The organism is Pseudomonas faucium (assembly GCF_021602585.1).
Classification (GTDB): Bacteria; Pseudomonadota; Gammaproteobacteria; order Pseudomonadales; family Pseudomonadaceae; genus Aquipseudomonas; species Aquipseudomonas faucium.
Map to the genome: position 1 here is coordinate 24,148 of NZ_BQIP01000012.1, position 25,064 is coordinate 49,211.

A 25,064-nucleotide genomic window follows, 5' to 3' on the forward strand; every position below is an offset into this window, starting at 1 on the left:
CATGCAAAATGCTTCCCTGCGCTGGCAGTTATTGGCGAATATCCGTTCATCCCTTGAGTGGCGCGCAACTCGTTGCGGCCTATTGCTGTTGATTGCCGCGCCCGCCGCGTTCGCCGAAGAGCAATTGCTGCAATTCAACCCCAACTTCATGCGCGTTGCGCCCGGGCAGTCAAGTGATGCAAGCGCCTCGGCGTTGCGCTCGCTGGCTGCGCAAACGACCTTGGCCCCAGGGCGTTACCAGGTCGAAGTGCTGGTCAACCTGGCAACGGCCGGGCGCCACCCAATCGATTTTCGCGAACGCGCCGACGGCAAGGGGTTGGAACCCTGCCTGAGCGCTGCACTGCTGCGCGAACTTGGCCTGCGCGAAGAGGCCCTGGACACGCCACTGCCCAGCGACGACCAATGCGTCAACCTGCCCGAACTGATCCCCCATGCCGCCTTCGAACTGGACGCAGGCAAGCTGCAACTGGCGCTGTCGATTCCACAGCTCGCCCTGCGCCGCGACGTTGCCGGCAGTGTCGCGCCAGAGCGCTGGGATTCGGGCATCACCGCAGCCTTCGTCAACTACCAGGCCTCGGCGCAAAACTACAGCGGCACCGCTGGCCCTTCGCGCAGTAGCCAGGACCTGTACCTGAACGGCGGGCTGAATGTGGGCGGCTGGCGCCTGCGCAGCAGCCAGAGCTGGCGCGATGACGGGCAACAACAACGAAGCTGGACCCACATCAATACCTACGCCCAGCATGACCTGCCAGGCAAATGGGGCACTGCAACCGTGGGCGAAACCTTCACCAATGGCGATGTGTTTCGCAGCGTACCCTTCAAGGGCGTGCAGCTGGCAACCGACATGGACATGCTCCCCGATGTGATGCAGAGCTATGCCCCGGTGATCCGTGGCGTGGCGCAAACCCGCGCCAAGCTCGAGGTGCTGCAAAACGGCTATCCGATCTACTCGACCTACGTGGCGCCAGGCCCCTATGAAATCAACGACCTGGGCATCGGCGGCAGCAGCGGCGACCTGGAAATCGTCCTGACCGAGGCGGACGGCCAGGTGCGCCGGTTCATCCAGCCTTATTCGACGCTGAGCAACTTGTTGCGTGAGGGAGTCTGGCGCTACAACATTGCGGCCGGCCGCTACGACAGTGCCGACAACCTCGACGACCCTACCCTGTGGCAAGCCACCTTGGCCCGCGGCGGCGCCTGGAGCACCACCCTGTACGGGGGCTTGCTGGGTAGCGAGTATTACAATGCCGCCACTCTGGGCGCCGCGAAGGACCTCGCTGAACTCGGCGCGGTGTCGCTCGATGTCACCCAGGCACGCACAGACCTGGGCGAACAGGGCCAGGTGCAAGGGCAAAGTTATTCCGCGCGGTATGGCAAATCGTTCCAGACCGGCACCAGCCTGCGTTTTGCCGGCTACCGCTACTCCACCGAAGGCTACCGCGAATTCGAAGAGGCCATTCAACAGCGCAATGCCTCCAGCCGCTACCAGGGCAATCGCCGCAGCCGCCTGGAGAGTTCTGTCTATCAGAACTTCAGCAACAGCTCGCTGAGCCTGACCTTGTCCCAGGATGATTACTGGAACAGCAACCTGCAGCGGCGCCAGTACCAGTTTCAATTCAATACGCGGTTTCGTCGCGTCAGTCTCAACCTTTATGCCTCACAGTCGCTGGACAACGACGGGCGCAACGATCGCATCGTCGGCCTGGGCGTGACCATTCCGCTGGATATGGGTTCATCGAGCAGCGCCAGCTTCGATGTGCAGGAAAGCAATGGCCGCTTCAGCGAACGCGCCAGTGTCAACGGTGGCTCCTCGGACAATCGGCTCAGTTACCAGGCGTCGCTGGCCAACGACGAACAACAGCGGACTTCGGCGGCCATTTCGGCAGGCTACCAGACCCCGATGGTCAACCTCGGCGGCGGCTACACCGAAGGCAGCAACTACCGCAGCGTGTCGATCAACGCCAGTGGCGCTGTCGTGGCCCATGCCGGCGGCATCGTTCTTGGCTCCTACCTGGGCGACACCACTGCGCTGGTCCACGTGCCTGACGTAGCCGGGGTAGCCGTGGACAACGCGCCCGGGGCGAAAACCAATAGCAGCGGCTATATGTTGGCCCCCCACATGCGCCCCTATCGGATCAACCAGGTTGCGCTGCAGACCGATGAGGTAGGGCCGGATGTGGAAATCGAAAACGGAGCCACCCAGGTGGTGCCGCGCCGGGGCGCGATCGTGTTGGCCGAGTTCAAGGCGCGCCGGGTCAGCCGCCTGATCCTCACCCTGCAGCAGGCCGACGGCAGCCCCCTGCCTTTCGGCACCCGAGTCAGCACCGAACAAGGTGAGCACCTGGCGATTGTCGGCCAGGCCGGTCAGGCGCTGGTCGCTACCGATTCGCAGCCGCAGACGCTGCTCGCGAGCTGGGGCCAACAGGCGGGGCAACAGTGCCAGCTGCCGATCGACCCTTCAAGCATGCAGGAAGACCAGGGCTATCGCATGCAAACCTTGCGCTGCGCTGCGCCATGAGCTGCCCAGGCGCGCGCGCCGTCACCCACAGGAAATCCAGAATGCCTCGTAAACCAACCTTCAACCTGAGCATCGCCGCCCTGTTGGGCATACTGTCAATGGCCGGCACAGTACAAGCCGATGACGAATGTTTCTGGGAAACAACGCCTGGGCCGATGCTCTTCAACCACAATCTCGGCCCAGCAGTATGGGTAGCCAGGGACGCCCCGGTGGGTAGCAAGATCGCCTCCTGGGGCCTGCAACTGATGACCGGTACGGATGGCGCGCGGCTGGTGTGTGACAGCGACGGCATTAGGACCCTGACCGCGGATGTCACTACCTCATTACCCCTGGCACCCGGTTCATTCCCTCCGATAGATGGCAGGGACGTGAATGGCAAGGTGCTGCAGACCAGCATCCCCGGTGTGGGCCTGTATGTGGTGTTTGGCAGTTTTTTGAACGGCACGGCCAACAACCATTTCAGAGCCTTGGACGGCGTCGGCGCCTTGCCCTTCCTGGCCGAACATGCCCAACGAATGACCCCCATCGCCCTGAGAAGCAACATTCAGCGCCTGACGTACATTGCCTTGATCAAGACCGGCAACATCCCCCCTGGGCCTCAATCGTTCAGCCAGGAAGTGGCCAGGGCTAACATCAGCGATGTGGGCGACGCCCTGAGGCTGACCCTCAGTGCCCAGGTCATGCAGGCTCAATGCACGCTCAAGGCCGACGCGGTCAGCGCCAATCCGGTACAGCTTGGCAGTCACGACCTTGCCGATTTCAAAGGTGTAGGCACCACCACCGCTGCAACCGATTTCTTCATCACCCTCAGTGATTGCGACGACGACCCCAATGGCAGTGTCGCCAGGGCGTTCATGCGCCTGGACGGCGTCGACGGGTCCACGCCGATAGATCGCGACCTGGGCTTGTTCAGCCTTACCACCGACTCCGACGCCAAGGGCATTGGCATCCAGGTGCTGCGCAGCGACAACACCCCGCTCCAACTTGAGGAGTACGTCGACATGGCGGCCGTGAGCCCGGGAAACATGCGCTTGGACCTGCGCGCGCAGTATCGCCAGACCGAAGCCAATGTCACCCCCGGGGTGGCTAAGGGCGCACTGAATTTCACCATTGAATACCGCTGACCCTGCTGCCCCAGCCTGGCTGGGGTATGGTTTGAAGGCCAAGCTGCGGTGCACTTTTCAGCAGACACAAAAAAAGACGCCTAAGCGTCTTTTTTTGTCAGTTCACAGCAAACTGTGAACCTATGAATGGAGCGGGAAACGAGACTCGAACTCGCGACCCCGACCTTGGCAAGGTCGTGCTCTACCAACTGAGCTATTCCCGCGTGAAACTTTTACCGCTTTCGGCGTGAAGCGCCATCAAGACCTTCACCACCACTGCACCGCATAGACGCCACAGTATTAAAACTGGAGCGGGAAACGAGACTCGAACTCGCGACCCCGACCTTGGCAAGGTCGTGCTCTACCAACTGAGCTATTCCCGCAAATGGCGTCCCCTAGGGGACTCGAACCCCTGTTACCGCCGTGAAAGGGCGGTGTCCTAGGCCACTAGACGAAGGGGACACACAACGCTTTTCAGCGCACCAAGGTTTCCTTTCGAAGTACCCTGGATTTCTTTTTCCAGCACCGCCCGAAAGCGTTGCCGTGGAAATTGGAGCGGGAAACGAGACTCGAACTCGCGACCCCGACCTTGGCAAGGTCGTGCTCTACCAACTGAGCTATTCCCGCATTGGCGTCCCCTAGGGGACTCGAACCCCTGTTACCGCCGTGAAAGGGCGGTGTCCTAGGCCACTAGACGAAGGGGACACGCTACAAGCATTGCTGCTTGCTTTCACTCCCTGCCGCGTTTCGCTGTGTGCTTTACGCTGCAAGTGGCGCGCATTCTATGGATGCCGTGAAAGGTCGTCAACCCTTTTCTATAAATTTATTTAAATCAATGACTTCGCTCTCTATATAGGCACCTGGCCGGGGGTGCCCAAGGATTGGCGTTGATTTTCTGACGGCCTGAACGCAAAGTGCCATCACTGGAGAAACGCGGCGACGAGCCGACACAGAGTCACGTGGCGAGCGGGCTGGCCTGTTCGCTACACTCTCAATGTAAAACTTCCTGATGAGGCGTTAACGGTGACACCACTTCTGATCACACTGCTCATCGTTGCGGGTATCGCGTTGCTGATCGTGATCGGCTACCTCAACAACGTGGTCGAGAACAGCAAACTGGAACGCGCGCGGCTGAAGATCGAACTGGCCGACCGCGTGCGCCGCTGTGGCGAAATCACCGAGAGCTTCCCGGGCCAGTTCATGACCCCGGCGCTGAAGCTGCTGCTGGCTCGCCTGGAACTGAGCCTCAACCAGCGCCAACTGGCGCTGGACAAGCACAATGCCGAGCTCAAGGCGCGGATTGCCGAACTCGAAGGCTTGATCGGCCAGGGCGAGCGAATCCCGGTGAACAACCCGCCGAGCCCGATCCAGACCGAGGTCAAGGCCAAGGATGTGCGCTTCCTGCTCGAGGCCCTGCACACCCAGATCGTCAAGGCGACCCAGGAAAATGTGCTGCAGACCGCCGAGGGCAAGCATTGGGTCAAGGAAATCCGCCACCTGCTGGTGCTGCTGCACATCGAGTTCTTCAACAACCTCGGCCAGCAGGCCCTGCAGCAAGAGCAGCCAGGCCAGGCGCGCCTGGCGTTCGAGCGTGGCGTGCAGTACCTGCGCAAGCAGCCCGAGCCGAAAGTGTATGAAGAGCAGTTGACCTATCTGGAGAAACTGCTGGCGCGGGCCAATGCCCAGGTGCTGGACCAGATGGAGCCGGCCGAGAATGACGAGAACGCGTTGACCCAGGGCTTGAAGACCGACGAGGACGAGACCTGGAAGAAGCGGGTGATCTACGACTGATCGGTGCGCCCTATCGCCGGCAAGCCGGCTCCCACACGGACAGGTGGGAGCCGGCTTGCCGGCGATAGGGCCAGTACAGTCAGCGCCAATCAGCAGTCAGTCAATTCCAGAAATACCGCCACCAAACGCTCCAACCCCACCTGGTCCGCCTCGCTGAAGCGCCCAAGCTTCGGGCTGTCCAGGTCCAGCACGCCAATCAACCTGCCCTCCTTCACCAGCGGAATCACCAGCTCGCTGTTGGACGCACTGTCGCAGGCAATGTGCCCGGGGAAGGCATGCACATCGTCCACCCGCTGGGTCTGCCGGGTGGCCGCCGCCGCGCCGCACACGCCTTTGCTGAACGCAATGCGCACGCAAGCCACCTGCCCCTGGAACGGGCCGAGCACCAGCTCTTCGTTGCGGTTGAGGTAGAACCCCGCCCAATTCAGGTCGTCCACCTGGTGGTAGAGAAACGCCGAGAACTGCGCGGCATTGGCGATGAAGTCGCGCTCGTCGGCAAACAGCGCCTGCACTTGCGCTGCCAGCAGGTTGTAGCCGTCGAGGCCGGCGCCACTGGCATTGAGGTCGATCATTTATTTCTGCTCCAACAATTGCAGCCCTACCCAGTAGCGGGCGAACTGATAGGCACAACGGCCATTACGGTTACCGCGGCCGGTGGCCCAGCGCACGGCAAGGATGTCGAGTTCTTCGCTGCGCTGCCAGGCAAGCCCGGCAGCCTGTGCCAGCTGGCCGATCCAGTGCTCGACCACATCGAGGAAGTGTTCCTGGGTGAAGGGGTAGAACGACAGCCATAGGCCAAAACGGTCGGACAGGGCGATCTTGTCTTCCACCGCTTCGCTGGGGTGCAGCTCGCCGTCGACGCGCTTCCAGTTCTCGTTGTCGCTCTCTTTCTCCGGCACCAGGTGGCGGCGGTTGGAGGTGGCGTACAGCAGCACGTTGTCCGGCGCCTGTTCCAGCGAGCCGTCGAGCACGCTCTTGAGCACCCGGTAGTCGCCCTCCCCGGCTTCGAACGACAGGTCGTCGCAGAACAGGATGAAGCGCTGTGGCAGCTTGTGCAGTTGCTCGACCACCCGCGACAGGTCGGCCAGGTGGTCACGCTCGATCTCGATCAGGCGCAGCCCGGCACCGGCATGCTCGGCCAGCAAGGCGCGCACCAGCGACGATTTGCCGGTGCCGCGCGAGCCCCACAGCAAGGCGTGGTTGGCCGGCAGGCCGTGGATGAACTGGTGGGTGTTGCGGCCAAGCTGGTCACGTTGCTTGTCGACCCCGATCAGGTCGCTCAGGCGGATGTCCAGGCTCACTTCAAGCGGCATCAGGTAGCCAGTGCGCCCATCGCGCTGCCAGCGCGCGGCCAGGGTGGTGGACCAGTCGATGGTCGGGCGTGGCGCCGGCAACAGGGGTTCGAGACGCGCCAGCACCGATTCCGCGCGTTCCAGGAAAGCATTCAAGCGAGCGTCCATTGAGGACTCCTTCGGACTTCTGTTCTTTGGGGCCATTTCGCAGCCCATCTTCTGTAGGAGCGGCCTTGCGTCGCGAAAGGGTCGCGAAGCGGCCCCCTCAAAGGCAAGCTGCGAAGCTGAAATAGCCGGGGCTGCTGTGCAGCCCTTTCGCGACACAAGGCCGCCCCTACAGGCTATGCTTGCGCAGCGCAAGGGACGTGAAACCGGCTCGGGACTCATGGATATCAAGTTCACCAATCGCCTGTCATACAAGCAAGCCCGGTTGACAGTCCTGGTCGGCTTCATCCTGGGAACATTGCTCAGTCTCATCCAGATCGGCATCGATTATGCCAGCGAAGACGCATCCATCAACCGCGAAGTGCAGGCGCTGCTGCAAATCAGCCACAACCCGGCCTCGCGCATCGCCTACAACATCGATTCGGAACTGGCCCTGGAGCTGACCCGCGGCCTGCTGCAATCGCCGGCGGTGATCCGCGCCCGGCTGATCGACAACAACGAAACCGTGCTGGCCGACGTCGAGCGCGCGCGCCTGCAGGACAGCTACCGGCCCTTGAGCGATTTCCTGTTTGGCGAGCAGCGCCAGTTCCAGGACAGGCTGTACCTGACCCACATGCCCGAGGAGTACCTCGGCACCTTGTACCTGGAAGTCGACACCTTCGCCTTCGGCAGCCGCTTTCTCGACCGCGCCGAGGTCACCTTGCTCAGCGGCTTTGCCCGCAGCCTGGTGCTGACCGGCATCCTCCTGGGGCTGTTCTACTTCATGCTGACCAAGCCCCTGGTGACGGTGATCGGCGCCCTCAGCGGCGGCGACCCGCGAAAGCCGCGGCAAACCCGGGTGGACTGCCCGCCCGGCCACGAATTCGACGAAATCGGCGTGCTGGTCAAGGTCGCCAACCAGCAGTTCGTCAGCATGGCCACCGAAATCCAGCAGCGGCGCAGTGCCGAAAACCGCCTGACCGACTACCTCAACGAGCTGGAGAACATCGTCTCTGCTCGCACCGACGAGCTCAAGGCCATCAACAGCCGCCTGAGCCAGTCCAACCAGGAGCTGGAGGAAGCCCGCCAGCGGGCCCTGGACATGGCCCAGGCGCGCGCGGCGTTCCTGGCCAACATGAGCCACGAGATCCGTACCCCGCTCAACGGCATGCTCGGCATGATCGCCCTGGCCCTGGACAGCCCGCTGGCCAGCGAACCGCGCCAGCAGCTGGCAATCGCCCACGACTCGGGCAAGGTGCTGGTGGAGCTGCTCAACGATATCCTCGACCTGTCCAAGTTCGACGCCGGCCAACTGGAGCTCGAACGCATCCCGTTCGACATGGGGGCGATGGTCGAGGACACCGCCAACCTGCTGTCGCAGAACGCTGCGCAAAGCGTCGAACTGACCTGCCTGATCGCCAACGACTTCCCAAGCTCGGTGCTGGGTGACCCCACGCGCGTGCGCCAGGTGGTCAGCAACCTGCTGTCCAACGCGCTCAAGTTCACGCGTTTTGGCCGCGTCGACATCCGCCTGGTGCGCATCGTCGGCGGCGTGCGCCTGGAGGTCAGCGACACCGGCATCGGCATCCCCGAGGAGGCCCAGGCGCGGATCTTCCAGCCGTTCACCCAGGCCGGCGCCGGCATTACCCGCCAATATGGCGGCACCGGCCTGGGGCTGACCCTGACCCACAACCTGTGCAAGGCCATGCACGGGCGCCTGTACATCCACTCCGAGCCCGGCTTCGGCAGCCGCTTCAGCGCCGAACTGCCGCTGCCCATCCACACCGAGGCCATCGCCGCCGCGCCCCTGCACGGCCAGGTGCTGGCCTTGAGCGCCGCCGCCAGCGGCCTCAGCGAGTTGTTGCAGGGCCTGCTGCCAAGCTGGGGGCTGAGCTACCAGCGCCACGACAGCGTCGCCAGCCTGCCCGCCGAGCGCGTCGACCTGCTGATCACCGATGACCTCGACCACCTGCTGCAACTGCGCCCAACCCTGAAGGCGCCGATCCTGCTGGTGACCGCCTACGGCAACTTCCTGCCCGCCGAGCAATCGGCGCAACTGGCGCCGCTGCACCAGCTGGCCCGGCCGCTGGCACGCAATGCCCTGTACCAGACGCTGCGGCGCATCCTCCAGGGCCATGCCCCGGAACACCCGCTGGCTACTCCGGCGCTGAACGCCACGGCCGGCCGTGCACGCATTCTCTTGGTCGAAGACAACCCCGTGAACCAGTTGGTGGCCAAGGGCATGCTGGCCAAGCTCGGCTGCCAGGTCACCCTGGCCACCCAGGGCGCCGAGGCCCTGGAGCTGCTGGCGCAGGAAGATTTCGACCTGGTGCTGATGGACTGCAACATGCCGGTGATGGACGGCTACGAGGCCAGCCGGCGCATCCGCCAGAGCGGCCGCTGGCCCGACCTGCCGATCGTCGCCCTCACCGCCAACGCCATGCCCGAGGAACGCGAGCGCTGCCGTGCGGCAGGCATGAACGACTACCTGGCCAAGCCGTTTCGCCGCGAAGAGCTACTGGCGCTGATCGAGCACTGGGTGCCGCTCAGCGGCTGAGCAGGCGCTCGATGACGGCTTCCAGGGCCTGGGGCTTGGTGGTGGGGGCAAAACGGGTGACCTTGCCGCTGGCCGGGTCGACCAGGAACTTGGTGAAGTTCCACTTGATCTTCTGCGACCCCAAAAGGCCCGGCGCCCGCTGCTTGAGCTCGACGAACAGCGGGTGGGTACCCGGGCCGTTGACCTCGACCTTGCGAAACAGCGGGAAGCTCACGCCGAAGTTGACCTCGCAAAATTGCGCGATCTCCCGCGCATCCCCCGGCTCCTGCTTGCCGAACTGGTTGCAGGGGAACCCCAGCACCACCAGGCCGCGCTCGCGGTAGGCCTGCCAGAGCTGCTCCAGGCCCTTGTACTGCGGGGTGAAGCCGCACTGACTGGCGGTGTTGACCACCAGCAGCGCCTTGCCCGGGAAGTCGCCCAGCACCTTGTGCTCGCCACCGAGGGTGACGCAGGGGATGTCCAGCATCGATGCGGCCATGGTCAGGCTCCGTCGCGGGGTTTGAAGTCCAGGCACACCGAGTTGATGCAGTAGCGCAGGCCTGTCGGTGGCGGGCCGTCGGGGAAGACGTGGCCCAGGTGGGCATCGCACTGGGCGCAGGTGACTTCGGTGCGGATCATGCCGTGGGAGGTGTCGCGGATCTCGACCATCGCGCTCTGTTCGATCGGCGCGTAGAAGCTTGGCCAGCCGCAGCCGGAATCGAACTTGGCCTGCGAATCGAACAGCGCCAGGTCGCAGCAGATGCAGTGGTACACGCCTGCGCGGCGCTCGCTGTTGTACTTGCCACTGAACGGCCGCTCGGTGCCCTTCAGGCGGCACACCTGGTACTGCTCCGGGTCGAGCATCGCACGCCATTGTTCCAGGGTTTTGTCGATCTTTTGCATGGGGGGACCTCGGCAGGCTGAATTTCACCTCGCGCCGTCTTTTCCAGGGCGCGGGTGGCACGTATATTAGTTGGCTTCGTGTGCAAGGCTTCAAGTCTGGCACCCGCGCCCTGCCCTTTCAAACCTTTCGACGGCGGCGCACCGCGTATTCTCAATCGGGACCACATCATGCAGTTCAGCAAATCGAACAAGCTCGCCAATGTCTGCTACGACATTCGCGGCCCAGTGCTCAAGCACGCCAAACGCCTGGAAGAGGAAGGCCATCGCATCCTCAAGCTGAACATCGGCAACCCGGCGCCGTTTGGCTTCGAGGCGCCGGACGAAATTCTCCAGGATGTGATCCGCAACCTGCCCACCGCCCAGGGCTACAGCGACTCCAAGGGCCTGTTCAGCGCGCGCAAGGCGGTGATGCAGTACTGCCAGCAGAAGGAAATCGAAGGCGTCACCATCGAGGACATCTACCTGGGCAACGGTGTGTCCGAGCTGATCGTGATGTCGATGCAGGCGCTGCTCAACAACGGCGACGAAGTGCTGATCCCGGCCCCGGACTACCCGCTGTGGACCGCCGCCGTGAGCCTGGCCGGTGGCAAGCCGGTGCACTACCTGTGCGACGAGCAGGCCGACTGGTTCCCGGACCTTGAAGACATCAAGGCCAAGATCACCCCGAACACCAAGGCACTGGTGATCATCAACCCGAACAACCCGACCGGCGCCGTGTACTCCCGCGAGCTGCTGCTGGGCATGCTGGAGCTGGCCCGCCAGCACAACCTGGTGGTGTTCTCCGACGAGATCTACGACAAGATCCTCTACGACGAAGCCGTGCACATCAGCACCGCCTCGCTGGCCCCGGACCTGCTGTGCCTGACCTTCAACGGCCTGTCCAAGTCGTACCGGGTCGCCGGTTTCCGCTCCGGCTGGCTGATCATCTCCGGGCCCAAGCACCACGCCCAGAGCTACATCGAAGGCATCGACATGCTGGCCAACATGCGCCTGTGCGCCAACGTGCCGGCCCAGCATGCCATCCAGACCGCCCTGGGCGGCTACCAGAGCATCAACGACCTGGTGCTGCCGCCGGGCCGCCTGCTGGAGCAGCGCAACCGCACCTACGAGCTGCTCAACGACATCCCCGGCGTGAGCTGCGTGAAGCCGATGGGCGCGCTGTATGCGTTCCCGCGGATCGACCCGAAGGTCTGCCCGATTCTCAACGACGAGAAGTTCGCCCTGGACCTGCTGCTGTCCGAGAAGCTGCTGATCGTGCAGGGCACCGCCTTCAACTGGCCGTGGCCAGACCACTTCCGCGTGGTGACCTTGCCGCGGGTGGATGACCTGGAAGCGGCCATTGGCCGGATCGGCAACTTCCTGCGCACCTATTCGCAGTAAGGCATGCCTCCCCCACAGAAGCAGCACAAGGCTCGAGGCCTGTGCAGCCTTCTGTGGGAGCCGGCTTGCCGGCGATGGGCGGCAAAGCAGCCCCCTACAAACGCCAACGACCGTTTCTTACATCCTGCAACGCTCTAGCTCACAGCCCCCGCCAGATCCTCTGCCATACTCCGCCGTACACAGTTTGAAATAGTCGCCCGATTGAATCCGTGCGATCGGCCCCTTATATACCCCGCATACGCAACAACCCTTCCGTCAGGAGAACGTAACAACCATGATGCGCATTCTGTTGTTTGTAGCCACCAACCTCGCGGTGGTGCTGGTTGCAAGCATTACCCTGAGCCTGTTCGGCTTCAACGGGTTCATGGCCGCCAACGGGGTTGACCTCAACCTCAGCAGCTTGCTGGTGTTCTGCGCCGTGTTCGGCTTCGCCGGCTCCCTGGTCTCGCTGTTCATCTCCAAGTGGATGGCGAAGATGACCACCGGCACCCAGATCATCAGCCAGCCGCGCACCCGCCACGAGCAGTGGCTGTTGCAGACGGTCGAAGAGCTGTCGCGCGAGGCCGGCATCAAGATGCCCGAAGTAGGTATCTTCCCGGCTTACGAGGCCAACGCCTTCGCCACCGGCTGGAACCGCAACGACGCCCTGGTGGCCGTTTCCCAGGGCCTGCTGGAGCGCTTCTCGCCCGATGAAGTGCGTGCCGTGCTGGCCCACGAGATCGGCCACGTGGCCAACGGTGACATGGTCACCCTGGCGCTGGTGCAAGGCGTGGTGAACACCTTCGTGATGTTCTTCGCCCGCATCATCGGCAACTTCGTCGACAAGGTGATCTTCAAGAACGAAGAAGGCCAGGGTATCGCCTACTACGTGGCGACCATCGTCGCCGAGCTGGTGCTGGGCATTCTCGCCAGCATGATCGTCATGTGGTTCTCGCGCCGCCGCGAGTACCGCGCCGACGAAGCCGGTGCCCGCCTGGCCGGTACTGGCGCGATGATCGGTGCCCTGCAGCGCCTGCGTGTGGAACAGGGCCTGCCGGTGCACATGCCTGACACCCTGAAGGCGTTCGGCATCAACGGCGGCCTCAAGCACGGCCTGGCCGGCCTGCTGATGAGCCACCCGCCGCTGGAAGAGCGCATCGAGGCACTGCGCCGCCGCGGTTGATTCACCAGGCAAAACAAAGGGCGACTTCGGTCGCCCTTTTTCATTTGCCTGTACCGGCCCTATCGCCGGCAAGCCGGCTCCCACAGGGCCAGCGATGATCAGTGTGGGAGCCGGCTTGCCGGCGATAGGGCCAGGCCAGGCATCAGAACCTCACGCGGTAGACCCGCTCGACCAAGCGCTGCACCCCTGCCTGCATGAACTTCGGGCTTTCCCCGATCACGTCCCGTGCCTCCATCTCTTGCACATGCCACCCGGCAAACCCGGTCCGCACTTCCTCGTCCGCCACCGCAAACGGTGGCCCGGCCAACAGTTCCTGCTGATAGTCCAAGGTCACCAGCAGCCCACTCCCCCCAGGCAGCAGCCGCGAGAGCAAAGCCATGTAACGCGCACGCATCGGCGCCGGCAGTGCAATCAGCGCCGCACGGTCATACAACCCCACGCAATCCGCCACATCCTCGGCCTGCAAGGCAAAGAAGTCCCCGCACCACAGCTCAACCTCACCACTGCGCCAGACCTCGAACGGCCCTTGTTGCGTCACCTGCGCCTCAAGCCCCTGCTCCTGGAAAAAGTCCTCCACGGCCCGGCGCGACAGCTCGATGCCACGCACGCGGTAGCCCTGCCCCGCCAGCCAGGCCAGGTCCAGGCTCTTGCCGCACAATGGCACCAGCACCCGGCTGCCGGCAGGCAGGCCGAGCCCCGGCCAGTAGCGTTGCAGATAGGGGTTGGCCTGGGCCTGATGAAAGCCGATCTGGTTGTCGGCCCACTTTCGATGCCAGAACGCCGGCTCCATGTTTCCTCCTGGTTTTTCGATGGTTTGGGCAAAAATCTTATATTGGATGTCGATCGATAACTGATCGAAGATGGAGGCATCTTAACCTTCAGGACCTCACCATGCTGCCCAGCCTGTACATTTCCCACGGTTCCCCCATGCTTGCCCTGCAACCCGGTGCCAGTGGGCCGGCGCTGGCCAGGCTGGCCAATGCCCTGCCGCGGCCGAAGGCAATCGTGGTGGTGTCGGCGCACTGGGAGAGCCGCGAGCTGCTGGTGACCGGCAACCCCGCGCCCGAGACCTGGCATGACTTTCATGGCTTCCCAGCGGCGCTGTACGCCGTTCAGTACCCCGCGCCTGGCCAGCCGCAACTGGCCGCCGACATCAGCGCACGGCTGAACGCCGCTGGCCTGCCGGCGCGCCTGGATGCCCAGCGGCCGTTCGACCATGGCGCCTGGGTGCCGATGTCGTTGATGTATCCCGATGCGAGCATTCCCATGGTCCAAGTGTCGCTACCCAGCCACCTGGGGCCGGCGCTGCAGCTCAAGGTCGGCCAGGCATTGGCCGGCTTGCGCGACGAGGGCGTGCTGCTGGTGGGGTCGGGGAGCATCACCCATAACCTGGGCGAGCTTGACTGGCATGCCGGGCCGGAGGTGATCGAACCCTGGGCACTGGCGTTCAGGGACTGGGTGGTGGAAAAGCTCGGCGAGGATGACCAGGCTGCGCTGCTAGGCTTCAAGCAACAGGCGCCGTTTGCGCTGCGCAACCATCCCAGTGATGAGCATTTCCTGCCGTTGTTCTTTGCCCTGGGGGCGGGGAGCAAATTTGCCATCGTGCACCAAGGGTTTACCCTGGGGGCGCTGGGGATGGATATTTATCGGTTCGGCTGAAGGCCCTATCGCCGGCAAGCCGGCTCCCACATGCCGGCGATAAGGGCCGGCACAGGCAAAAAAAATCCCCGACCTAGGCCGGGGATTTTTTCATTGCGCCAGGATCAATCCTCGCGGTAGCGGCGCAGCTTCAGCTGCTTACCGGCTACACGGGTGTCCTTGAGCTTGGTCAGCAGACGCTCCAGGCCATCTTCCGGCAGCTCGATCAGGCTGAAGCTGTCACGCACCTGGATACGGCCGATGGCGTCACGTGCCAGGCCACCCTCGTTGAGGATTGCACCCAGCAGGTTCTTGGCAGCGATACCGTCACGGGCACCCAGGGCGGTGCGGCAACGCACGCGGCCTTCGGCCAGTGGCATCGGCGCGCGACGCTCGCGGTCGCCACCTTCGCGGCGCTCACTGCGCTCACCACGGTCAGCACGCTCGGTGCGCTCACCACGCGGGGCGAAGCTCGGCACCAGCGGCTGCTCGCGCTCTACTGCGGCCAGGTCCAGCGCTTGGCCATTGGTGGCCTTGCGTAGCAGGGCCGAGGCCAGGGCGCGGGCGCTGCAGCCCAGGTCAGTGGTCAGGCGGTCGAACAGCTCGCCGTGGGTGGCTTCGGCTTCGGCCACCAGCGGCGCCAGGCTCGAGGTCAGCTTCTTGATGCGCGCATCCAGTACCGCCTGGGCGTTCGGCAGGCGTGCTTCGGCAACCTTCTGCCCGGTCACGCGCTCGATCACCTGCAGCATGCGGCGCTCACGCGGGGTGACCAGCAGCAGTGCACGGCCTTCGCGACCCGCACGGCCGGTACGGCCGATACGGTGCACGTAGGATTCCGGGTCGTATGGCATGTCCACGTTGAACACGTGGGTGATGCGCGGTACGTCCAGGCCACGGGCGGCGACGTCGGTGGCGACGACGATGTCCAGGCGGCCATCCTTGAGCGAGTCGATCACGCGCTCACGCTGGTTCTGGGCGATGTCGCCGTTCAGCGCGGCAGCCTTGTAGCCCTTGGCTTCCAGCGCGGCGGCCAGGTCCAGGGTGGCTTGCTTGGTACGCACGAAGGCGATCAGCGCGTCGAACTCTTCGACTTCCAGCAGACGCAGCACAGCCGGGATCTTCTGGTCGGCATGCACCATCAGGTGAGCCTGGTCGATCGCGGTAACGGTCTGGGTCTTGCTCTGGATCTTGACGTGCTTGGGCTCGCGCAGGTGGCGCTCGGCGATCGAGCGGATCGACGACGGCAGGGTTGCGGAGAACAGCACGGTCTGGCGCGAGGCTGGGATGGCATCGAAGATCACTTCGAGGTCGTCCATGAAGCCCAGCTTGAGCATTTCGTCGGCTTCGTCCAGTACCAGGTACTGCACGGTGGACAGGACTTTCTCGTCACGACGCAGGTGGTCGCACAGACGGCCCGGGGTAGCGACGACGATTTGCGCGCCGTTGCGAATGGCACGCAGCTGTGGGCCCATCGGGGCACCACCGTACACGGCCACGACATTCACGCCCGGCATCTGCTTGGCGTAGGTTTCGAAAGCGGTAGCTACTTGCAGCGCCAACTCACGGGTTGGCGCCAGGATCAGGGCTTGCGGTTCGCGCTTGCTCACATCGATCTTGTTGAGGATCGGCAGGGCGAAGGCAGCGGTCTTGCCGGTGCCAGTCTGCGCCTGGCCGATCATGTCGTGACCGGCGAGGATGATCGGGATCGATTGTTGCTGAATGGCGGACGGCTCTTCGTAGCCGGTCGCCAGAACGGCAGCAACAATATTCGGATTGAGATCGAGAGCGGCGAAGCCGCCGGTTTCCTGGGTCATGGGTCTGCCTCTAGGTGCATCCGCAAAGACCCATGCTCCAAAGCTGCACATGCCTTGAAAGACCAAAAGGTCACCCAGGCAGCTTTGGCGGCGGGGATTTGCGAAAACGATTGAAAAAGAAAACTTGGGAAGGTCCGCCTAGCGGACGTGCAGCCGAAGCTGGACTCGGAGGATTTGCACCACCTGATTTTGAGGTCCGCTAAAAGACCGGCGCGTACTATACCCGAATTAACAGAAGGCAGTGAGGAAAATTTTCGGGGTTTGAGGCCAGTAGGGGGCCATCAGCGATGGCTGGCTGAAACGTTACTTCCTGGTTGAAATTACTGGCCCCATCGCCGGCAAGCCGGCTCCCACAAGAACAGCGCCGATCGGCATGGGTAGCCAGCTCCCACAAGAACAGCGCTGATCGGCGTGGGAGCCGGCTCGCCGGCGATAGGGCCACAAGCCACCCAGCAGATCTTCAGCTGGCCGGCCGAATCTCTCGGATCAATCCTTCAAGGCCATACCCCAGCCGCGGCGCCAGCGCCTCGGCCCGCGCCCGCACACCGTCCAGGTCCAGTTGCTGGTCAAGGTCGGCCGGCACCAGCAGGATCACGTTGCCCTCCTTCACCGGCAGCTCCCAGTAATGCCGGTGGTACAGCCCGCGCAGCAGCGCCGCGCCCAGCGGCCTGCCGTCGTCGCTGGCCCACTGGTTGATCACCAGCCAGCCGCCCGGGTTGAGCTGCTTCTGGCAGTTTCCAAGGAAGTTCCAGGCCAGGTGCCCGACACCCGGCCCATGGTCGGTGTACAGGTCGACGAACAACAAGTCGGTCTTCTCCGCCGTGGGCAGCAGCTCCAGGGCGTCGCCAATGCGCACGTACAGCCGCGGGTCGTCGTCCAGGCCCATGTATTCCATGGCCAGGCGCGGCACATCGGCGCGCAGTTCGATGGCTTCGATATCCTCCAGCGGCAAGAACTTCATGCACGCCTGGGTCAGGGTGCCGGCGCCAAGGCCGAGGAACAGCGCGCTTTCCGGCTGCTGATGGCACAGCGCACCGACCAGCATGGCGCGGGTGTAGTCATACTCCAGCCAGCTGGGGTCGGCGGTGAACACGCAGCTCTGCTCGATGGCATCGCCGAACTCGAGGAAGCGGTAGTCGTCCACCTCGTACACGCTGATCACGCCAAAGGCATCCTCGACCCGGGCCAACAGCCGCTCTTCCCGCTCCGTTGCCATCTACCTGCCACCTGCCCGCGCAAAACGCGCATTGTCCGCCAACGCCCCCGATGCAACAAGCGCGGCGGCAACTGTTACCATGGCAGGCATGCCCAAACCGACCAGACCGAGCCTGTGATGAACCGACCGTGGAGCCCTGACAGCTGGCGTGCCCTGCCGATCCAGCAGCAACCGACCTACCCCGATGCCGCGCACCTGCTCAAGGTCGAGCAGACCCTGGCCAGCTACCCGCCGCTGGTGTTCGCCGGCGAAGCGCGCGAGCTGCGCCGGCAGTTCGCCGAGGTCACCGAGGGGCGCGCCTTCCTGCTGCAGGGCGGCGACTGCGCAGAGAGCTTCGCCGAGTTCTCGGCGGCGAAAATCCGCGACACCTTCAAGGTGCTGCTGCAAATGGCCATCGTCATGACCTTTGCCGCCGGCTGCCCGGTGGTCAAGGTCGGGCGCATGGCCGGCCAGTTCGCCAAGCCGCGCTCCTCGGGCGACGAAACCATTGGCAACGTCACCCTGCCGGCCTACCGTGGCGACATCGTCAACGGCATCGGCTTCGACGAAAAAAGCCGCGTGCCGGACCCGGACCGCCTGCTGCAGGCCTACCACCAGGCCACTGCCAGCCTCAACCTGCTGCGCGCCTTCGCCCAGGGCGGCTTCGCCGACCTGCACCAGGTGCACAAGTGGAACCTGGATTTCATCGCCAACTCGGCGCTGGCCGACAAGTACCACCAGTTGGCCAGCCGCATCGACGAAACCCTCGCCTTCATGCGCGCCTGCGGCCTGGACAACGCCCCGCAACTGCGTGAAACCAGCTTCTTCACCGCCCACGAGGCGCTGCTGCTGAACTACGAAGAAGCCTTCGTGCGCCAGGACAGCCTGACCGGCGACTACTACGACTGCTCGGCGCACATGCTGTGGATCGGCGACCGCACCCGCCAGCTCGATGGCGCGCATGTGGAGTTTTTGCGCGGGGTGCACAACCCGATCGGGGTCAAGGTCGGCCCGAGCATGAACCCTGAAGAACTGATCCGCCTGATCGACACGCTCAACCCGAGCAACGACCCGGGCCGGCTCAACCTGATCGTGCGCCTGGGGGCCGGCAAGGTCGGCGAGCACCTGCCTGGGCTGATCCGCACCGTCGAGCGCGAGGGGCGCAAGGTGCTGTGGAGCTCCGACCCGATGCACGGCAACACCATCAAGGCGAGCAGCGGCTACAAGACCCGCGACTTCGCGCAGATCCTCGATGAAGTGAAGCAGTTCTTCCAGGTGCACCAGGCCGAGGGCAGCCACGCCGGCGGCATCCATATCGAGATGACCGGGCAGAACGTCACCGAATGCATCGGCGGCGCACGCCCGATCACCGAAGATGCGCTGTCAGACCGCTACCACACCCACTGCGACCCGCGCATGAACGCCGACCAGTCGCTGGAGCTGGCCTTCCTGATCGCCGAAACCCTCAAGCAAGTGCGCCGCTGAGCAGCGCCCGACGCAACTGGCTGCCCTCCTCGCGCGGGCAGTTCAGTCGCACCCGCTCAAGGCCCAGCCACCGGGCCAGGTGCAGCAGCTGCGCGGCCAGCGCCTGATAACCCGCCTCGCCCAAGCCCGCTGCCTCGGCATGCACGGCGTGCACCGCCAGTTGCCCCTGCGCCCGCTCGGCGCGCAGGTCCACGCGCGCGGCGATGCGTCCATCGAACAGGAAGGGCAGCACGTAATAGCCGTAGACCCGCTTGTGGGCCGGGGTGTAGATCTCCAGGCGGTAACGGAAATCGAACAGCCGCTCGGTACGCTCGCGCTCCCAGACCAGTGAATCGAATGGCGAGAGCAAGGCGCTGGTTGCGACTTGCCGGGGAATGCGCGGCGTACCGGCGCAGTAGGCAGGCTGCTTCCAGCCTTGCACCTGCACCGCTTGCAAGCGGCCATCGGCGAGCAGTTCGGCCAGCGCCGCCTTTGCCTGCCCAGGCTCCAGGCGGAAGTAGTCGCGCAGGTCACGCTCGGTCGCCACGCCCAAGGCTTGCGCGGCGTGCAGCATCAGGCCCTGGTGGGCTTCAGCCTCGCGCGGCTGGGGCAGGTCGAGGATCGCTCGTGGCAGTACCTTGTCCGGCACATCGTAGAGCCGTTCGAAGCCGCGCCTTCCTGCCACGGTCACCTCGCCGGCGGCGAACAGCCACTCCAGGGCGTGCTTTTCTTCACTCCAGTCCCACCAGGGGCCGGCGCGCTCCTGGCGCGTGGACAGGCTGCCGGCGCCCAGCGCGCCTTGTTCGCGCACGGTTCGCAGCACCCGGGCGATCACGTCCTGGCGCTCGCGGCCAAACTGCGCCAGCTGGCGATAGATGCCGCGACCGTCAGCGGCATGGGCCATGCGCCAGCGCAGCATTGGGTAAAGGCTCAAGGGCAGCAACGAGGCCTCGTGGCCCCAGTACTCGAACAGCTGGCGCTGCCGGCCACGGCCCCAGGCGAGCTGGTCGAGCATCGCGGGGGCGTAGTCGCCCAGGCGGGAGAACAACGGCAGGTAATGGGAGCGGACCAGGGCATTGACCGAATCGATCTGCACGACGCCCAGGCGCTGCAGCATGCGCTTGATCGCAGGCAGCGTCGGGCAGGCTTGAGGCGGCTTGGCGAAGCCCTGGGCAGACAAGGCCAGGCGCCGGGCCTGATTGATTGACAGCTTGAGCAACACTTCAGGCCTCCTGTGGGTGACTGCTCGACTGCTTCGCGGGGCAAGCCCGCTGCCACAGATACCCCACTGCCTTGAGAACAGTGAAGCACCCGTGGCAGCGGGCTTGCCCCGCGAAGAGGCCGGCAAATACACCGACAAACTTAGCCTACTTGCGCAGCGGGTCATCCCAAAAGTGCCGCTCGGCCTCTTGCTGAATATCCGCCCTACTCAACCCCAGGTCGTGCAAGGTGGCATCGCTGAGGCGGGCCAGCTCGCGGCGCTGGCAATACAGCTCGTACCAGCGCAGCGGGCGGTCGGCAGCCGCGTGCCACAGGTGGTTCAGGGAGAAGGCAGGTTGCTGGATGGTGCTGACATGACCTTTCATCGTGAAGCCCTCCGTGTTGATGGCTCCAGTCTCAGGCCAGGCATAAGATCAATCCAACGAATGTTTCTGATGCCATGCATCTCGGAGATTGATGCAATGTCCCAGTACCAGAGCCTCGATGCCGACGTGCTGCGCACCTTCGTCGCCATCGCCGAGCAAGGCGGCTTCACCCGCGCCGGGGAAGTGGTCAACCGCACCCAGTCGGCCGTGAGCATGCAGATGAAACGCCTGGAGGAAGACATCCTGCAGCGCCAGCTTTTCGAACGCGACGGCCGCCAGGTACGCCTGACCGCCGAGGGCCAGGTGCTGCTGGGCTATGCCCGGCGCATCCTCAAGTTGCATGGCGAAGTGTTCAATACCCTGCGCATGCCGCACATGGTCGGGCTGGTGCGCATTGGCACCCCGGATGATTACGCCATGCGCTTTCTGCCGACGATCCTTTCCAGCTTTGCCCAGGCCTACCCCTTGGTGCAGGTGGAGGTGCATTGCGACTCGTCCAAGCAACTGATGCTGCGCCAGGACCTGGACCTGACCATCGTCACCCGCGAGCCAGGCAATGAAGTGGGCCAGCTGCTGCGCCAGGAACGCCTGGTGTGGGCCGCTGCCGAAGGCTTTTGCCCACAGGAGCAACGGCCGATTCCACTGGCCCTGTTCAATACCGACTGCTTCTGCCGCGGCTGGACCTGCAATGCCCTGGAGGCCCAGGGCATCGACTACCGCATCGCCTACACCAGCCCCAGCCTGGCGGCGATCTTTGCCATCGTCACCGCAGGGCTGGCGGTGACGGCGCAGCTGCAGAGCCTGATTGCCGGCAACATCCGCATTCTCGGGGAGCAGGATGGGCTGCCGCAGTTGCCGGTGGCGAATGTGATGCTGCTGCGCAATACCCAGACCCAGTCACCGATTACCGATTGCATGGCCGACTACATCGTCGAAGGGTTCCAGTGAACGGCAGGAGGTGCATGCCGGCGATTGGGCTGCGTAGCAGCCCCTAAAGCTCGAACCCGAGCATCACCGCACACACCACCAGAAACACGCAGAACATCCCGCGCAACACCTTCTCCGGCAGCGCATGGGCCAGGCGCACGCCCCAGCTGATACTCAGCAGCCCGCCCACCGCCAAAGGAATGCCCACGCTCCAGTCGACACTCTGGTGCACGCCATAGGTCAGCAAGGTCACCGTGGTACTCGGCGCCGCCAGCGCCAGCGAAAGCCCCTGCGCCACCACCTGGGTGGTGCCGAACACGCTGGTCAGAATGGGCGTGGCCACCACCGCGCCGCCGACCCCGAACAAACCGCCCATGGTGCCGGCAAAACTGCCCAGCACGCCCAGCCACGGCCAGGGATAACGCAGCTCGTTGCTGGCCGGTGCCACCTTGAGGAACATCCGCGCCACGTTCCACACCGCCAGCGCCACCAGAAACCCGACGAACCCCAGGCGCATGGAATGCGCATCGATGCCCACCGCCCAGATCGAGCCCAGCCAGGCAAACAGGAAACTGCACAGCGACAGTGGCAGCGCATGGCGCAGCTCGATGCGGTTGCGCTGGTGGTAACGCCACAGCGCCAGCAGTACGTTGGGCACCACCATCACCAGCGCCGTGCCCTGCGCCAACTGCTGGTCCAGGCCGAACAACACCCCAAGCGCCGGGATGGCAATCAGCCCTCCACCAATGCCGAACAAGCCGCCCATGGTGCCCAGGGCCGCGCCCAGGGCGATATACAACAACCACTCGATCATCAGGGCCTCGTCCGCCTGCGTAAGTTATACCCGCATGCTAACCAGTGCGCTCTGGCACGGAAACGCACAGCAACGCACAATGGCTGTGCGTTTCATGCATAAGCAAGGTGGCCCATGAGCCCAGATACCCTGACCGACCAACTGAGCCTGTTCCTCGATGTGCTGGAGGCCGGGAGCTTTTCCGCCGCCGCGCGCCGCCACCCGCTGACCCCGTCTGCCGTGGCCCGGCGCATCGACAACCTGGAAAGCGCGGTGGGCAGCCGCCTGTTCACCCGCAGCACCCACGCCGTGCGCGCCACCCCGGCCGGCAAGGCCTTTGCCGAACGCGCCCGGCGCATCATCGAGGAACTGCGCCTGGCCCGCGCCGAAGCGGTGTCGCTGAGCAATGCCCCGGAAGGCCTGATCCGCATCGATGCCCCCGCCGCCTTCGGCCGCCGCCACCTGGCCCCGGCCATTGCCGACTTCCTGGTGGCATACCCGGGCCTGGACGTGCAATTGCGGCTGATCGACAGCTTCGTCGACCTGCACGGCAGCCACCTGGGCGAAGTCGACCTGGTGCTGCGCGCAGGCCCCTTGGCCGACACGCGCCTGGTGGCCACGCCGCTGGCGTACATGGTGCGCATCGCCTGCGCCAGCCCCGCCTACCTTGCCAGCCGCGGCCTGCCCGATTGCCCCAGCCAGCTGCCCGAACATGACGGCCTGGACTGGGACAGCCTGGCACCGCCCTTCGCCTGGCGCTTCACGGTGCAAGGCCAGGCGCGCCAGTTCCGCCCCTCGCGCATGCGCATGACCGCCAACAACGCCGAAACCCTGCTGTTCGGCGCCCTGGCCGGCCTTGGCATCGCCCATTTGCCGACCTGGCTGATCAGCGACTACCTGCTGCGCGGCGAACTGGTGCCGCTGTTCTGCCACAGCGGCCTGCCGGCGGCGGAGTCCAGCGGCATTTATGCGTTGCGCCTGGAACATGAAACGAACTCTCGCAGTCGCTTGCTGCTCGAATTCCTCAAGAGCCGCTTCAGCCCGATCCCGCCGTGGGACCTGGCGCTGCGCAGCGAATTGCGCTGGCAATGAGCGCACTAATCATCAGCGTGCTAGATTTCTCTATCGATGACATTCAAGGACCTGCATGAACGCCGACACCCACGCCTCCTGTGACGAGCTGCTGCTGGACAACCAGGTCTGTTTCGCCCTGCACTCCACCTCGTTGCTGATGACCAAGGTCTACAAGCCTCTGCTCCAGGCACTGGGCCTGACCTACCCGCAGTACCTGGCCATGCTCGTGCTGTGGGAGCAGGACGGGCGCACGGTGGGCGAAATCAGCCAGCACCTGTTGACCGACCCCGGCTCGCTCACGCCCCTGCTCAAGCGCCTGGAAAGCGAAGGCCTGCTCGAACGCAACCGCAGCCGCGAGGATGAACGGGTGGTGCTGGTGCACCTGACCGACAAAGGGCGAGCCCTGCAAGAGCAAGCCAAGGCGGTGCCGCCATGTATCCTCAAGGCCAGCGGCCGCAGCCTGGAACGCCTCAAGCAACTGCAAGCGGACTTGCTCGACCTGCGCAACAACCTGCAAGAGCACCTCTGAGGGCTAAGCTGTGTGATGCCCGTTCCGATGGACGGTGAGTATTTATCTTGCGCGCAAACTAATTGCGCGCTAATTTAAATCCCGTACCCACCCGGCGCACCTGCCTTGACCAGGGCGCACAGCACATTCGCGAGGCTCATCATGCAAAAGGTCACTCCCCTGTACATCGCAGAAGCCACTTCCACCGGCGGTCGCGACGGCCAATCCCGCTCCAGCGACGGCAAGCTGCAAGTCAAGCTGAGCACCCCCAAGGAACTGGGCGGTGCGGGCGGTGACGGCACCAACCCCGAGCAGATGTTCGCCGCCGGCTACTCGGCCTGCTTCATTGGCGCGCTGAAGTTCGTCGCCGGCCAGGAGAAGAAACAACTGCCCGCCGACGCCTCGATCACTGCCAAGGTCGGCATCGGCCAGATCCCAGGCGGTTTCGGCCTGGATATCGACCTGCATGTCAACCTGCCGGGCCTGGCCCAGGCCGACGCTGAAGGGCTGGTGGAAAAGGCGCACAAGGTCTGCCCGTACTCCAACGCCACCCGCGGCAATGTCGATGTGCGGTTGCATGTGACGGTGTAAATCGCAGGCACAAAAAAACCCGGCCAAGGCCGGGTTTTTCGTGCTCATCACAAGAAGAATTACTTCTTGGAACGGCCCTTGAAGCTGTTGTCGCGAGTGTCGATGTCGATCCACTCGTCGATCTGGATGAAGTCGGCAACCTGAATCTCGGTACCGTTCTTCAGCTTGGCAGGCTTCATGACCTTGCCGGAGGTGTCGCCACGGGCGGCGTTCTCGGTGTAGGTAACCTGACGGCTGATGGTGGTCGGCAGTTCAACCGATACCAGACGGCCTTCGAAGAACACGGCTTCGCAGATGTCTTCCATGCCTTCTTCGATGTACGGCAGAACGGCGTCGATGTCTTCGGCGTTCAGTTCGTACATGGTGTAGTCGGTGGTGTCCATGAAGGTGTACGAGTCACCGCTGATGAACGACAGGGTCGCTTCTTTGCGATCCAGGATCACGTCGTCCAGCTTGTCGTCGGCACCGTAGACGGTTTCGGTCTTGTAGCCGGTCAGCAGGTTCTTCAGCTTGGTCTTCATGATCGCGCTGTTGCGACCCGACTTGGTGAATTCGGCTTTCTGTACCAGCCACGGGTCGTTGTCGATCCGCAGTACGGTACCGGGTTTCAGTTCTTTACCAGTTTTCATTACGAAGTATCCGAAT

General features: G+C 64.1%; 23 protein-coding genes and 5 tRNA genes. 12 read left to right on the forward strand and 16 right to left on the reverse strand.

Annotated elements, in window-relative coordinates:
* Position 1: 1 nt before the first annotated feature.
* Positions 2-2,518, forward strand: a complete 2,517-nt coding sequence (locus L6D75_RS15465; RefSeq protein ID WP_176512070.1) for a fimbria/pilus outer membrane usher protein — start codon at positions 2-4, stop codon at positions 2,516-2,518.
* 41 nt (positions 2,519-2,559) lie between these two features.
* The gene (locus L6D75_RS15470; RefSeq protein WP_176512069.1) at positions 2,560-3,642 is read left to right on the forward strand and encodes a fimbrial protein; all 1,083 of its coding nucleotides are present in this window, start codon (positions 2,560-2,562) and stop codon (positions 3,640-3,642) included.
* Between the two features lie 127 nt (positions 3,643-3,769).
* On the opposite strand, the gene L6D75_RS15475 is transcribed toward L6D75_RS15470, so the two are convergent.
* The 5 genes from L6D75_RS15475 to L6D75_RS15495 form a co-directional block, all read right to left on the reverse strand.
* Positions 3,770-3,845 (reverse strand) — tRNA-Gly (locus L6D75_RS15475).
* Between the two features lie 83 nt (positions 3,846-3,928).
* Positions 3,929-4,004, reverse strand: a tRNA-Gly gene (locus tag L6D75_RS15480).
* 3 nt (positions 4,005-4,007) lie between these two features.
* Positions 4,008-4,083, reverse strand: a tRNA-Glu gene (locus L6D75_RS15485).
* A gap of 89 nt (positions 4,084-4,172) precedes the next feature.
* Positions 4,173-4,248 (reverse strand) — tRNA-Gly (locus L6D75_RS15490).
* Between the two features lie 2 nt (positions 4,249-4,250).
* Positions 4,251-4,326: transfer RNA gene (locus tag L6D75_RS15495), tRNA-Glu, on the reverse strand.
* Between the two features lie 318 nt (positions 4,327-4,644).
* Here L6D75_RS15495 and L6D75_RS15500 point away from each other — a divergent pair.
* A complete protein-coding gene (locus tag L6D75_RS15500; protein ID WP_176512068.1) occupies positions 4,645-5,412 on the forward strand; it encodes a hypothetical protein in 768 nt (255 codons plus the stop codon).
* Positions 5,413-5,501: 89 nt separating this feature from the next.
* On the opposite strand, the gene L6D75_RS15505 is transcribed toward L6D75_RS15500, so the two are convergent.
* Together L6D75_RS15505 and L6D75_RS15510 are read right to left on the reverse strand one after the other, a co-directional pair.
* Positions 5,502-5,984: a GAF domain-containing protein gene (locus L6D75_RS15505; protein ID WP_176512067.1), complete on the reverse strand. Its 483-nt coding sequence runs from the start codon at positions 5,982-5,984 to the stop codon at positions 5,502-5,504.
* On the reverse strand, positions 5,985-6,872 hold the full coding sequence (locus tag L6D75_RS15510; RefSeq protein WP_176512066.1) for an ATP-binding protein: 888 nt from the start codon (positions 6,870-6,872) through the stop codon (positions 5,985-5,987). It lies immediately after the preceding gene.
* Between the two features lie 175 nt (positions 6,873-7,047).
* On the opposite strand from L6D75_RS15510, the gene L6D75_RS15515 reads away from it, so the two are divergent.
* Entirely contained in the window at positions 7,048-9,405 is a 2,358-nt protein-coding gene (locus L6D75_RS15515) for a hybrid sensor histidine kinase/response regulator (RefSeq protein ID WP_176512065.1), read from the forward strand.
* Here L6D75_RS15515 and L6D75_RS15520 read toward each other — a convergent pair.
* On the reverse strand, positions 9,395-9,883 hold the full coding sequence (locus L6D75_RS15520) for a glutathione peroxidase (RefSeq protein ID WP_176512064.1): 489 nt from the start codon (positions 9,881-9,883) through the stop codon (positions 9,395-9,397). The two genes, L6D75_RS15515 and L6D75_RS15520, sit on opposite strands and share 11 nt — an antisense overlap.
* A 2-nt stretch (positions 9,884-9,885) precedes the next feature.
* Positions 9,886-10,287 (reverse strand): peptide-methionine (R)-S-oxide reductase MsrB, encoded by a 402-nt coding sequence (gene msrB / locus L6D75_RS15525; RefSeq protein ID WP_176512063.1) that lies wholly within the window; start codon positions 10,285-10,287, stop codon positions 9,886-9,888.
* A 168-nt stretch (positions 10,288-10,455) separates the two neighbouring features.
* Between msrB and L6D75_RS15530 the strand changes: the two genes are divergently transcribed.
* Together L6D75_RS15530 and htpX are read left to right on the forward strand one after the other, a co-directional pair.
* The gene (locus tag L6D75_RS15530; protein WP_039603103.1) at positions 10,456-11,667 is read left to right on the forward strand and encodes a pyridoxal phosphate-dependent aminotransferase; all 1,212 of its coding nucleotides are present in this window, start codon (positions 10,456-10,458) and stop codon (positions 11,665-11,667) included.
* A 274-nt stretch (positions 11,668-11,941) separates the two neighbouring features.
* Positions 11,942-12,829 carry a protease HtpX gene (gene htpX / locus L6D75_RS15535; RefSeq protein ID WP_176512062.1) on the forward strand — a complete coding sequence of 296 codons (888 nt, stop codon included), beginning with the start codon at positions 11,942-11,944 and terminating at the stop codon, positions 12,827-12,829.
* Between the two features lie 142 nt (positions 12,830-12,971).
* On the opposite strand, the gene L6D75_RS15540 is transcribed toward htpX, so the two are convergent.
* On the reverse strand, positions 12,972-13,619 hold the full coding sequence (locus tag L6D75_RS15540) for a thiopurine S-methyltransferase (protein WP_176512061.1): 648 nt from the start codon (positions 13,617-13,619) through the stop codon (positions 12,972-12,974).
* A 101-nt stretch (positions 13,620-13,720) separates the two neighbouring features.
* Between L6D75_RS15540 and L6D75_RS15545 the strand changes: the two genes are divergently transcribed.
* A complete protein-coding gene (locus L6D75_RS15545) occupies positions 13,721-14,488 on the forward strand; it encodes a DODA-type extradiol aromatic ring-opening family dioxygenase (protein ID WP_176512060.1) in 768 nt (255 codons plus the stop codon).
* 104 nt (positions 14,489-14,592) lie between these two features.
* On the opposite strand, the gene L6D75_RS15550 is transcribed toward L6D75_RS15545, so the two are convergent.
* Together L6D75_RS15550 and L6D75_RS15555 are read right to left on the reverse strand one after the other, a co-directional pair.
* The gene (locus L6D75_RS15550; RefSeq protein ID WP_176512059.1) at positions 14,593-16,281 is read right to left on the reverse strand and encodes a DEAD/DEAH box helicase; all 1,689 of its coding nucleotides are present in this window, start codon (positions 16,279-16,281) and stop codon (positions 14,593-14,595) included.
* Between the two features lie 460 nt (positions 16,282-16,741).
* On the reverse strand, positions 16,742-17,497 hold the full coding sequence (locus L6D75_RS15555) for a spermidine synthase (protein WP_176512058.1): 756 nt from the start codon (positions 17,495-17,497) through the stop codon (positions 16,742-16,744).
* 117 nt (positions 17,498-17,614) lie between these two features.
* Between L6D75_RS15555 and L6D75_RS15560 the strand changes: the two genes are divergently transcribed.
* Positions 17,615-18,961, forward strand: coding sequence for a class II 3-deoxy-7-phosphoheptulonate synthase (locus L6D75_RS15560; protein WP_176512057.1), 1,347 nt, complete (start codon positions 17,615-17,617; stop codon positions 18,959-18,961).
* Here the strand turns inward: L6D75_RS15560 and L6D75_RS15565 are convergent.
* Both L6D75_RS15565 and L6D75_RS15570 read right to left on the reverse strand, forming a co-directional pair.
* Positions 18,942-20,162 carry a winged helix-turn-helix domain-containing protein gene (locus tag L6D75_RS15565; protein WP_176512056.1) on the reverse strand — a complete coding sequence of 407 codons (1,221 nt, stop codon included), beginning with the start codon at positions 20,160-20,162 and terminating at the stop codon, positions 18,942-18,944. The two genes, L6D75_RS15560 and L6D75_RS15565, sit on opposite strands and share 20 nt — an antisense overlap.
* 145 nt (positions 20,163-20,307) lie before the next feature.
* Positions 20,308-20,526 carry a DUF1127 domain-containing protein gene (locus L6D75_RS15570; RefSeq protein WP_176512055.1) on the reverse strand — a complete coding sequence of 73 codons (219 nt, stop codon included), beginning with the start codon at positions 20,524-20,526 and terminating at the stop codon, positions 20,308-20,310.
* A gap of 96 nt (positions 20,527-20,622) precedes the next feature.
* Between L6D75_RS15570 and L6D75_RS15575 the strand changes: the two genes are divergently transcribed.
* Complete coding sequence (locus L6D75_RS15575; protein ID WP_176512054.1) at positions 20,623-21,474, forward strand: LysR substrate-binding domain-containing protein; 852 nt, start codon at positions 20,623-20,625, stop codon at positions 21,472-21,474.
* 43 nt (positions 21,475-21,517) lie between these two features.
* Here L6D75_RS15575 and L6D75_RS15580 read toward each other — a convergent pair whose 3' ends face one another.
* Complete coding sequence (locus L6D75_RS15580) at positions 21,518-22,267, reverse strand: sulfite exporter TauE/SafE family protein (protein ID WP_176512053.1); 750 nt, start codon at positions 22,265-22,267, stop codon at positions 21,518-21,520.
* 114 nt (positions 22,268-22,381) lie between these two features.
* Between L6D75_RS15580 and L6D75_RS15585 the strand changes: the two genes are divergently transcribed.
* The 3 genes from L6D75_RS15585 to L6D75_RS15595 all read left to right on the forward strand — a co-directional run bounded on the left by L6D75_RS15585 (position 22,382) and on the right by L6D75_RS15595 (position 24,419).
* A complete protein-coding gene (locus L6D75_RS15585) occupies positions 22,382-23,338 on the forward strand; it encodes a LysR family transcriptional regulator (protein ID WP_176512052.1) in 957 nt (318 codons plus the stop codon).
* Positions 23,339-23,393: 55 nt separating this feature from the next.
* Entirely contained in the window at positions 23,394-23,849 is a 456-nt protein-coding gene (locus L6D75_RS15590; RefSeq protein ID WP_176512051.1) for a MarR family winged helix-turn-helix transcriptional regulator, read from the forward strand.
* Between the two features lie 141 nt (positions 23,850-23,990).
* Complete coding sequence (locus L6D75_RS15595) at positions 23,991-24,419, forward strand: organic hydroperoxide resistance protein (RefSeq protein ID WP_176512050.1); 429 nt, start codon at positions 23,991-23,993, stop codon at positions 24,417-24,419.
* Positions 24,420-24,478: 59 nt separating this feature from the next.
* Here L6D75_RS15595 and efp read toward each other — a convergent pair whose 3' ends face one another.
* The gene (gene efp, locus L6D75_RS15600; protein WP_011532839.1) at positions 24,479-25,048 is read right to left on the reverse strand and encodes an elongation factor P; all 570 of its coding nucleotides are present in this window, start codon (positions 25,046-25,048) and stop codon (positions 24,479-24,481) included.
* Positions 25,049-25,064 lie beyond the last annotated feature (16 nt).

What these genes read in the sequence shown, in the direction of transcription:
- L6D75_RS15465 (WP_176512070.1), top strand. Translation starts at nt 2, where the DNA reads ATGCAAAATGCTTCCCTGCGCTGGCAGTTATTGGCGAATATCCGTTCA.
- L6D75_RS15470 (WP_176512069.1), top strand. Translation starts at nt 2,560, where the DNA reads ATGCCTCGTAAACCAACCTTCAACCTGAGCATCGCCGCCCTGTTGGGC.
- L6D75_RS15505 (WP_176512067.1), bottom strand. Translation starts at nt 5,984, where the DNA reads ATGATCGACCTCAATGCCAGTGGCGCCGGCCTCGACGGCTACAACCTG.
- L6D75_RS15510 (WP_176512066.1), bottom strand. Translation starts at nt 6,872, where the DNA reads ATGGACGCTCGCTTGAATGCTTTCCTGGAACGCGCGGAATCGGTGCTG.
- L6D75_RS15515 (WP_176512065.1), top strand. Translation starts at nt 7,048, where the DNA reads ATGCTTGCGCAGCGCAAGGGACGTGAAACCGGCTCGGGACTCATGGAT.
- L6D75_RS15520 (WP_176512064.1), bottom strand. Translation starts at nt 9,883, where the DNA reads ATGGCCGCATCGATGCTGGACATCCCCTGCGTCACCCTCGGTGGCGAG.
- msrB (WP_176512063.1), bottom strand. Translation starts at nt 10,287, where the DNA reads ATGCAAAAGATCGACAAAACCCTGGAACAATGGCGTGCGATGCTCGAC.
- L6D75_RS15530 (WP_039603103.1), top strand. Translation starts at nt 10,456, where the DNA reads ATGCAGTTCAGCAAATCGAACAAGCTCGCCAATGTCTGCTACGACATT.
- htpX (WP_176512062.1), top strand. Translation starts at nt 11,942, where the DNA reads ATGATGCGCATTCTGTTGTTTGTAGCCACCAACCTCGCGGTGGTGCTG.
- L6D75_RS15540 (WP_176512061.1), bottom strand. Translation starts at nt 13,619, where the DNA reads ATGGAGCCGGCGTTCTGGCATCGAAAGTGGGCCGACAACCAGATCGGC.
- L6D75_RS15545 (WP_176512060.1), top strand. Translation starts at nt 13,721, where the DNA reads ATGCTGCCCAGCCTGTACATTTCCCACGGTTCCCCCATGCTTGCCCTG.
- L6D75_RS15550 (WP_176512059.1), bottom strand. Translation starts at nt 16,281, where the DNA reads ATGACCCAGGAAACCGGCGGCTTCGCCGCTCTCGATCTCAATCCGAAT.
- L6D75_RS15555 (WP_176512058.1), bottom strand. Translation starts at nt 17,497, where the DNA reads ATGGCAACGGAGCGGGAAGAGCGGCTGTTGGCCCGGGTCGAGGATGCC.
- L6D75_RS15560 (WP_176512057.1), top strand. Translation starts at nt 17,615, where the DNA reads ATGAACCGACCGTGGAGCCCTGACAGCTGGCGTGCCCTGCCGATCCAG.
- L6D75_RS15570 (WP_176512055.1), bottom strand. Translation starts at nt 20,526, where the DNA reads ATGAAAGGTCATGTCAGCACCATCCAGCAACCTGCCTTCTCCCTGAAC.
- L6D75_RS15575 (WP_176512054.1), top strand. Translation starts at nt 20,623, where the DNA reads ATGTCCCAGTACCAGAGCCTCGATGCCGACGTGCTGCGCACCTTCGTC.
- L6D75_RS15580 (WP_176512053.1), bottom strand. Translation starts at nt 22,267, where the DNA reads ATGATCGAGTGGTTGTTGTATATCGCCCTGGGCGCGGCCCTGGGCACC.
- L6D75_RS15585 (WP_176512052.1), top strand. Translation starts at nt 22,382, where the DNA reads ATGAGCCCAGATACCCTGACCGACCAACTGAGCCTGTTCCTCGATGTG.
- L6D75_RS15590 (WP_176512051.1), top strand. Translation starts at nt 23,394, where the DNA reads ATGAACGCCGACACCCACGCCTCCTGTGACGAGCTGCTGCTGGACAAC.
- L6D75_RS15595 (WP_176512050.1), top strand. Translation starts at nt 23,991, where the DNA reads ATGCAAAAGGTCACTCCCCTGTACATCGCAGAAGCCACTTCCACCGGC.
- efp (WP_011532839.1), bottom strand. Translation starts at nt 25,048, where the DNA reads ATGAAAACTGGTAAAGAACTGAAACCCGGTACCGTACTGCGGATCGAC.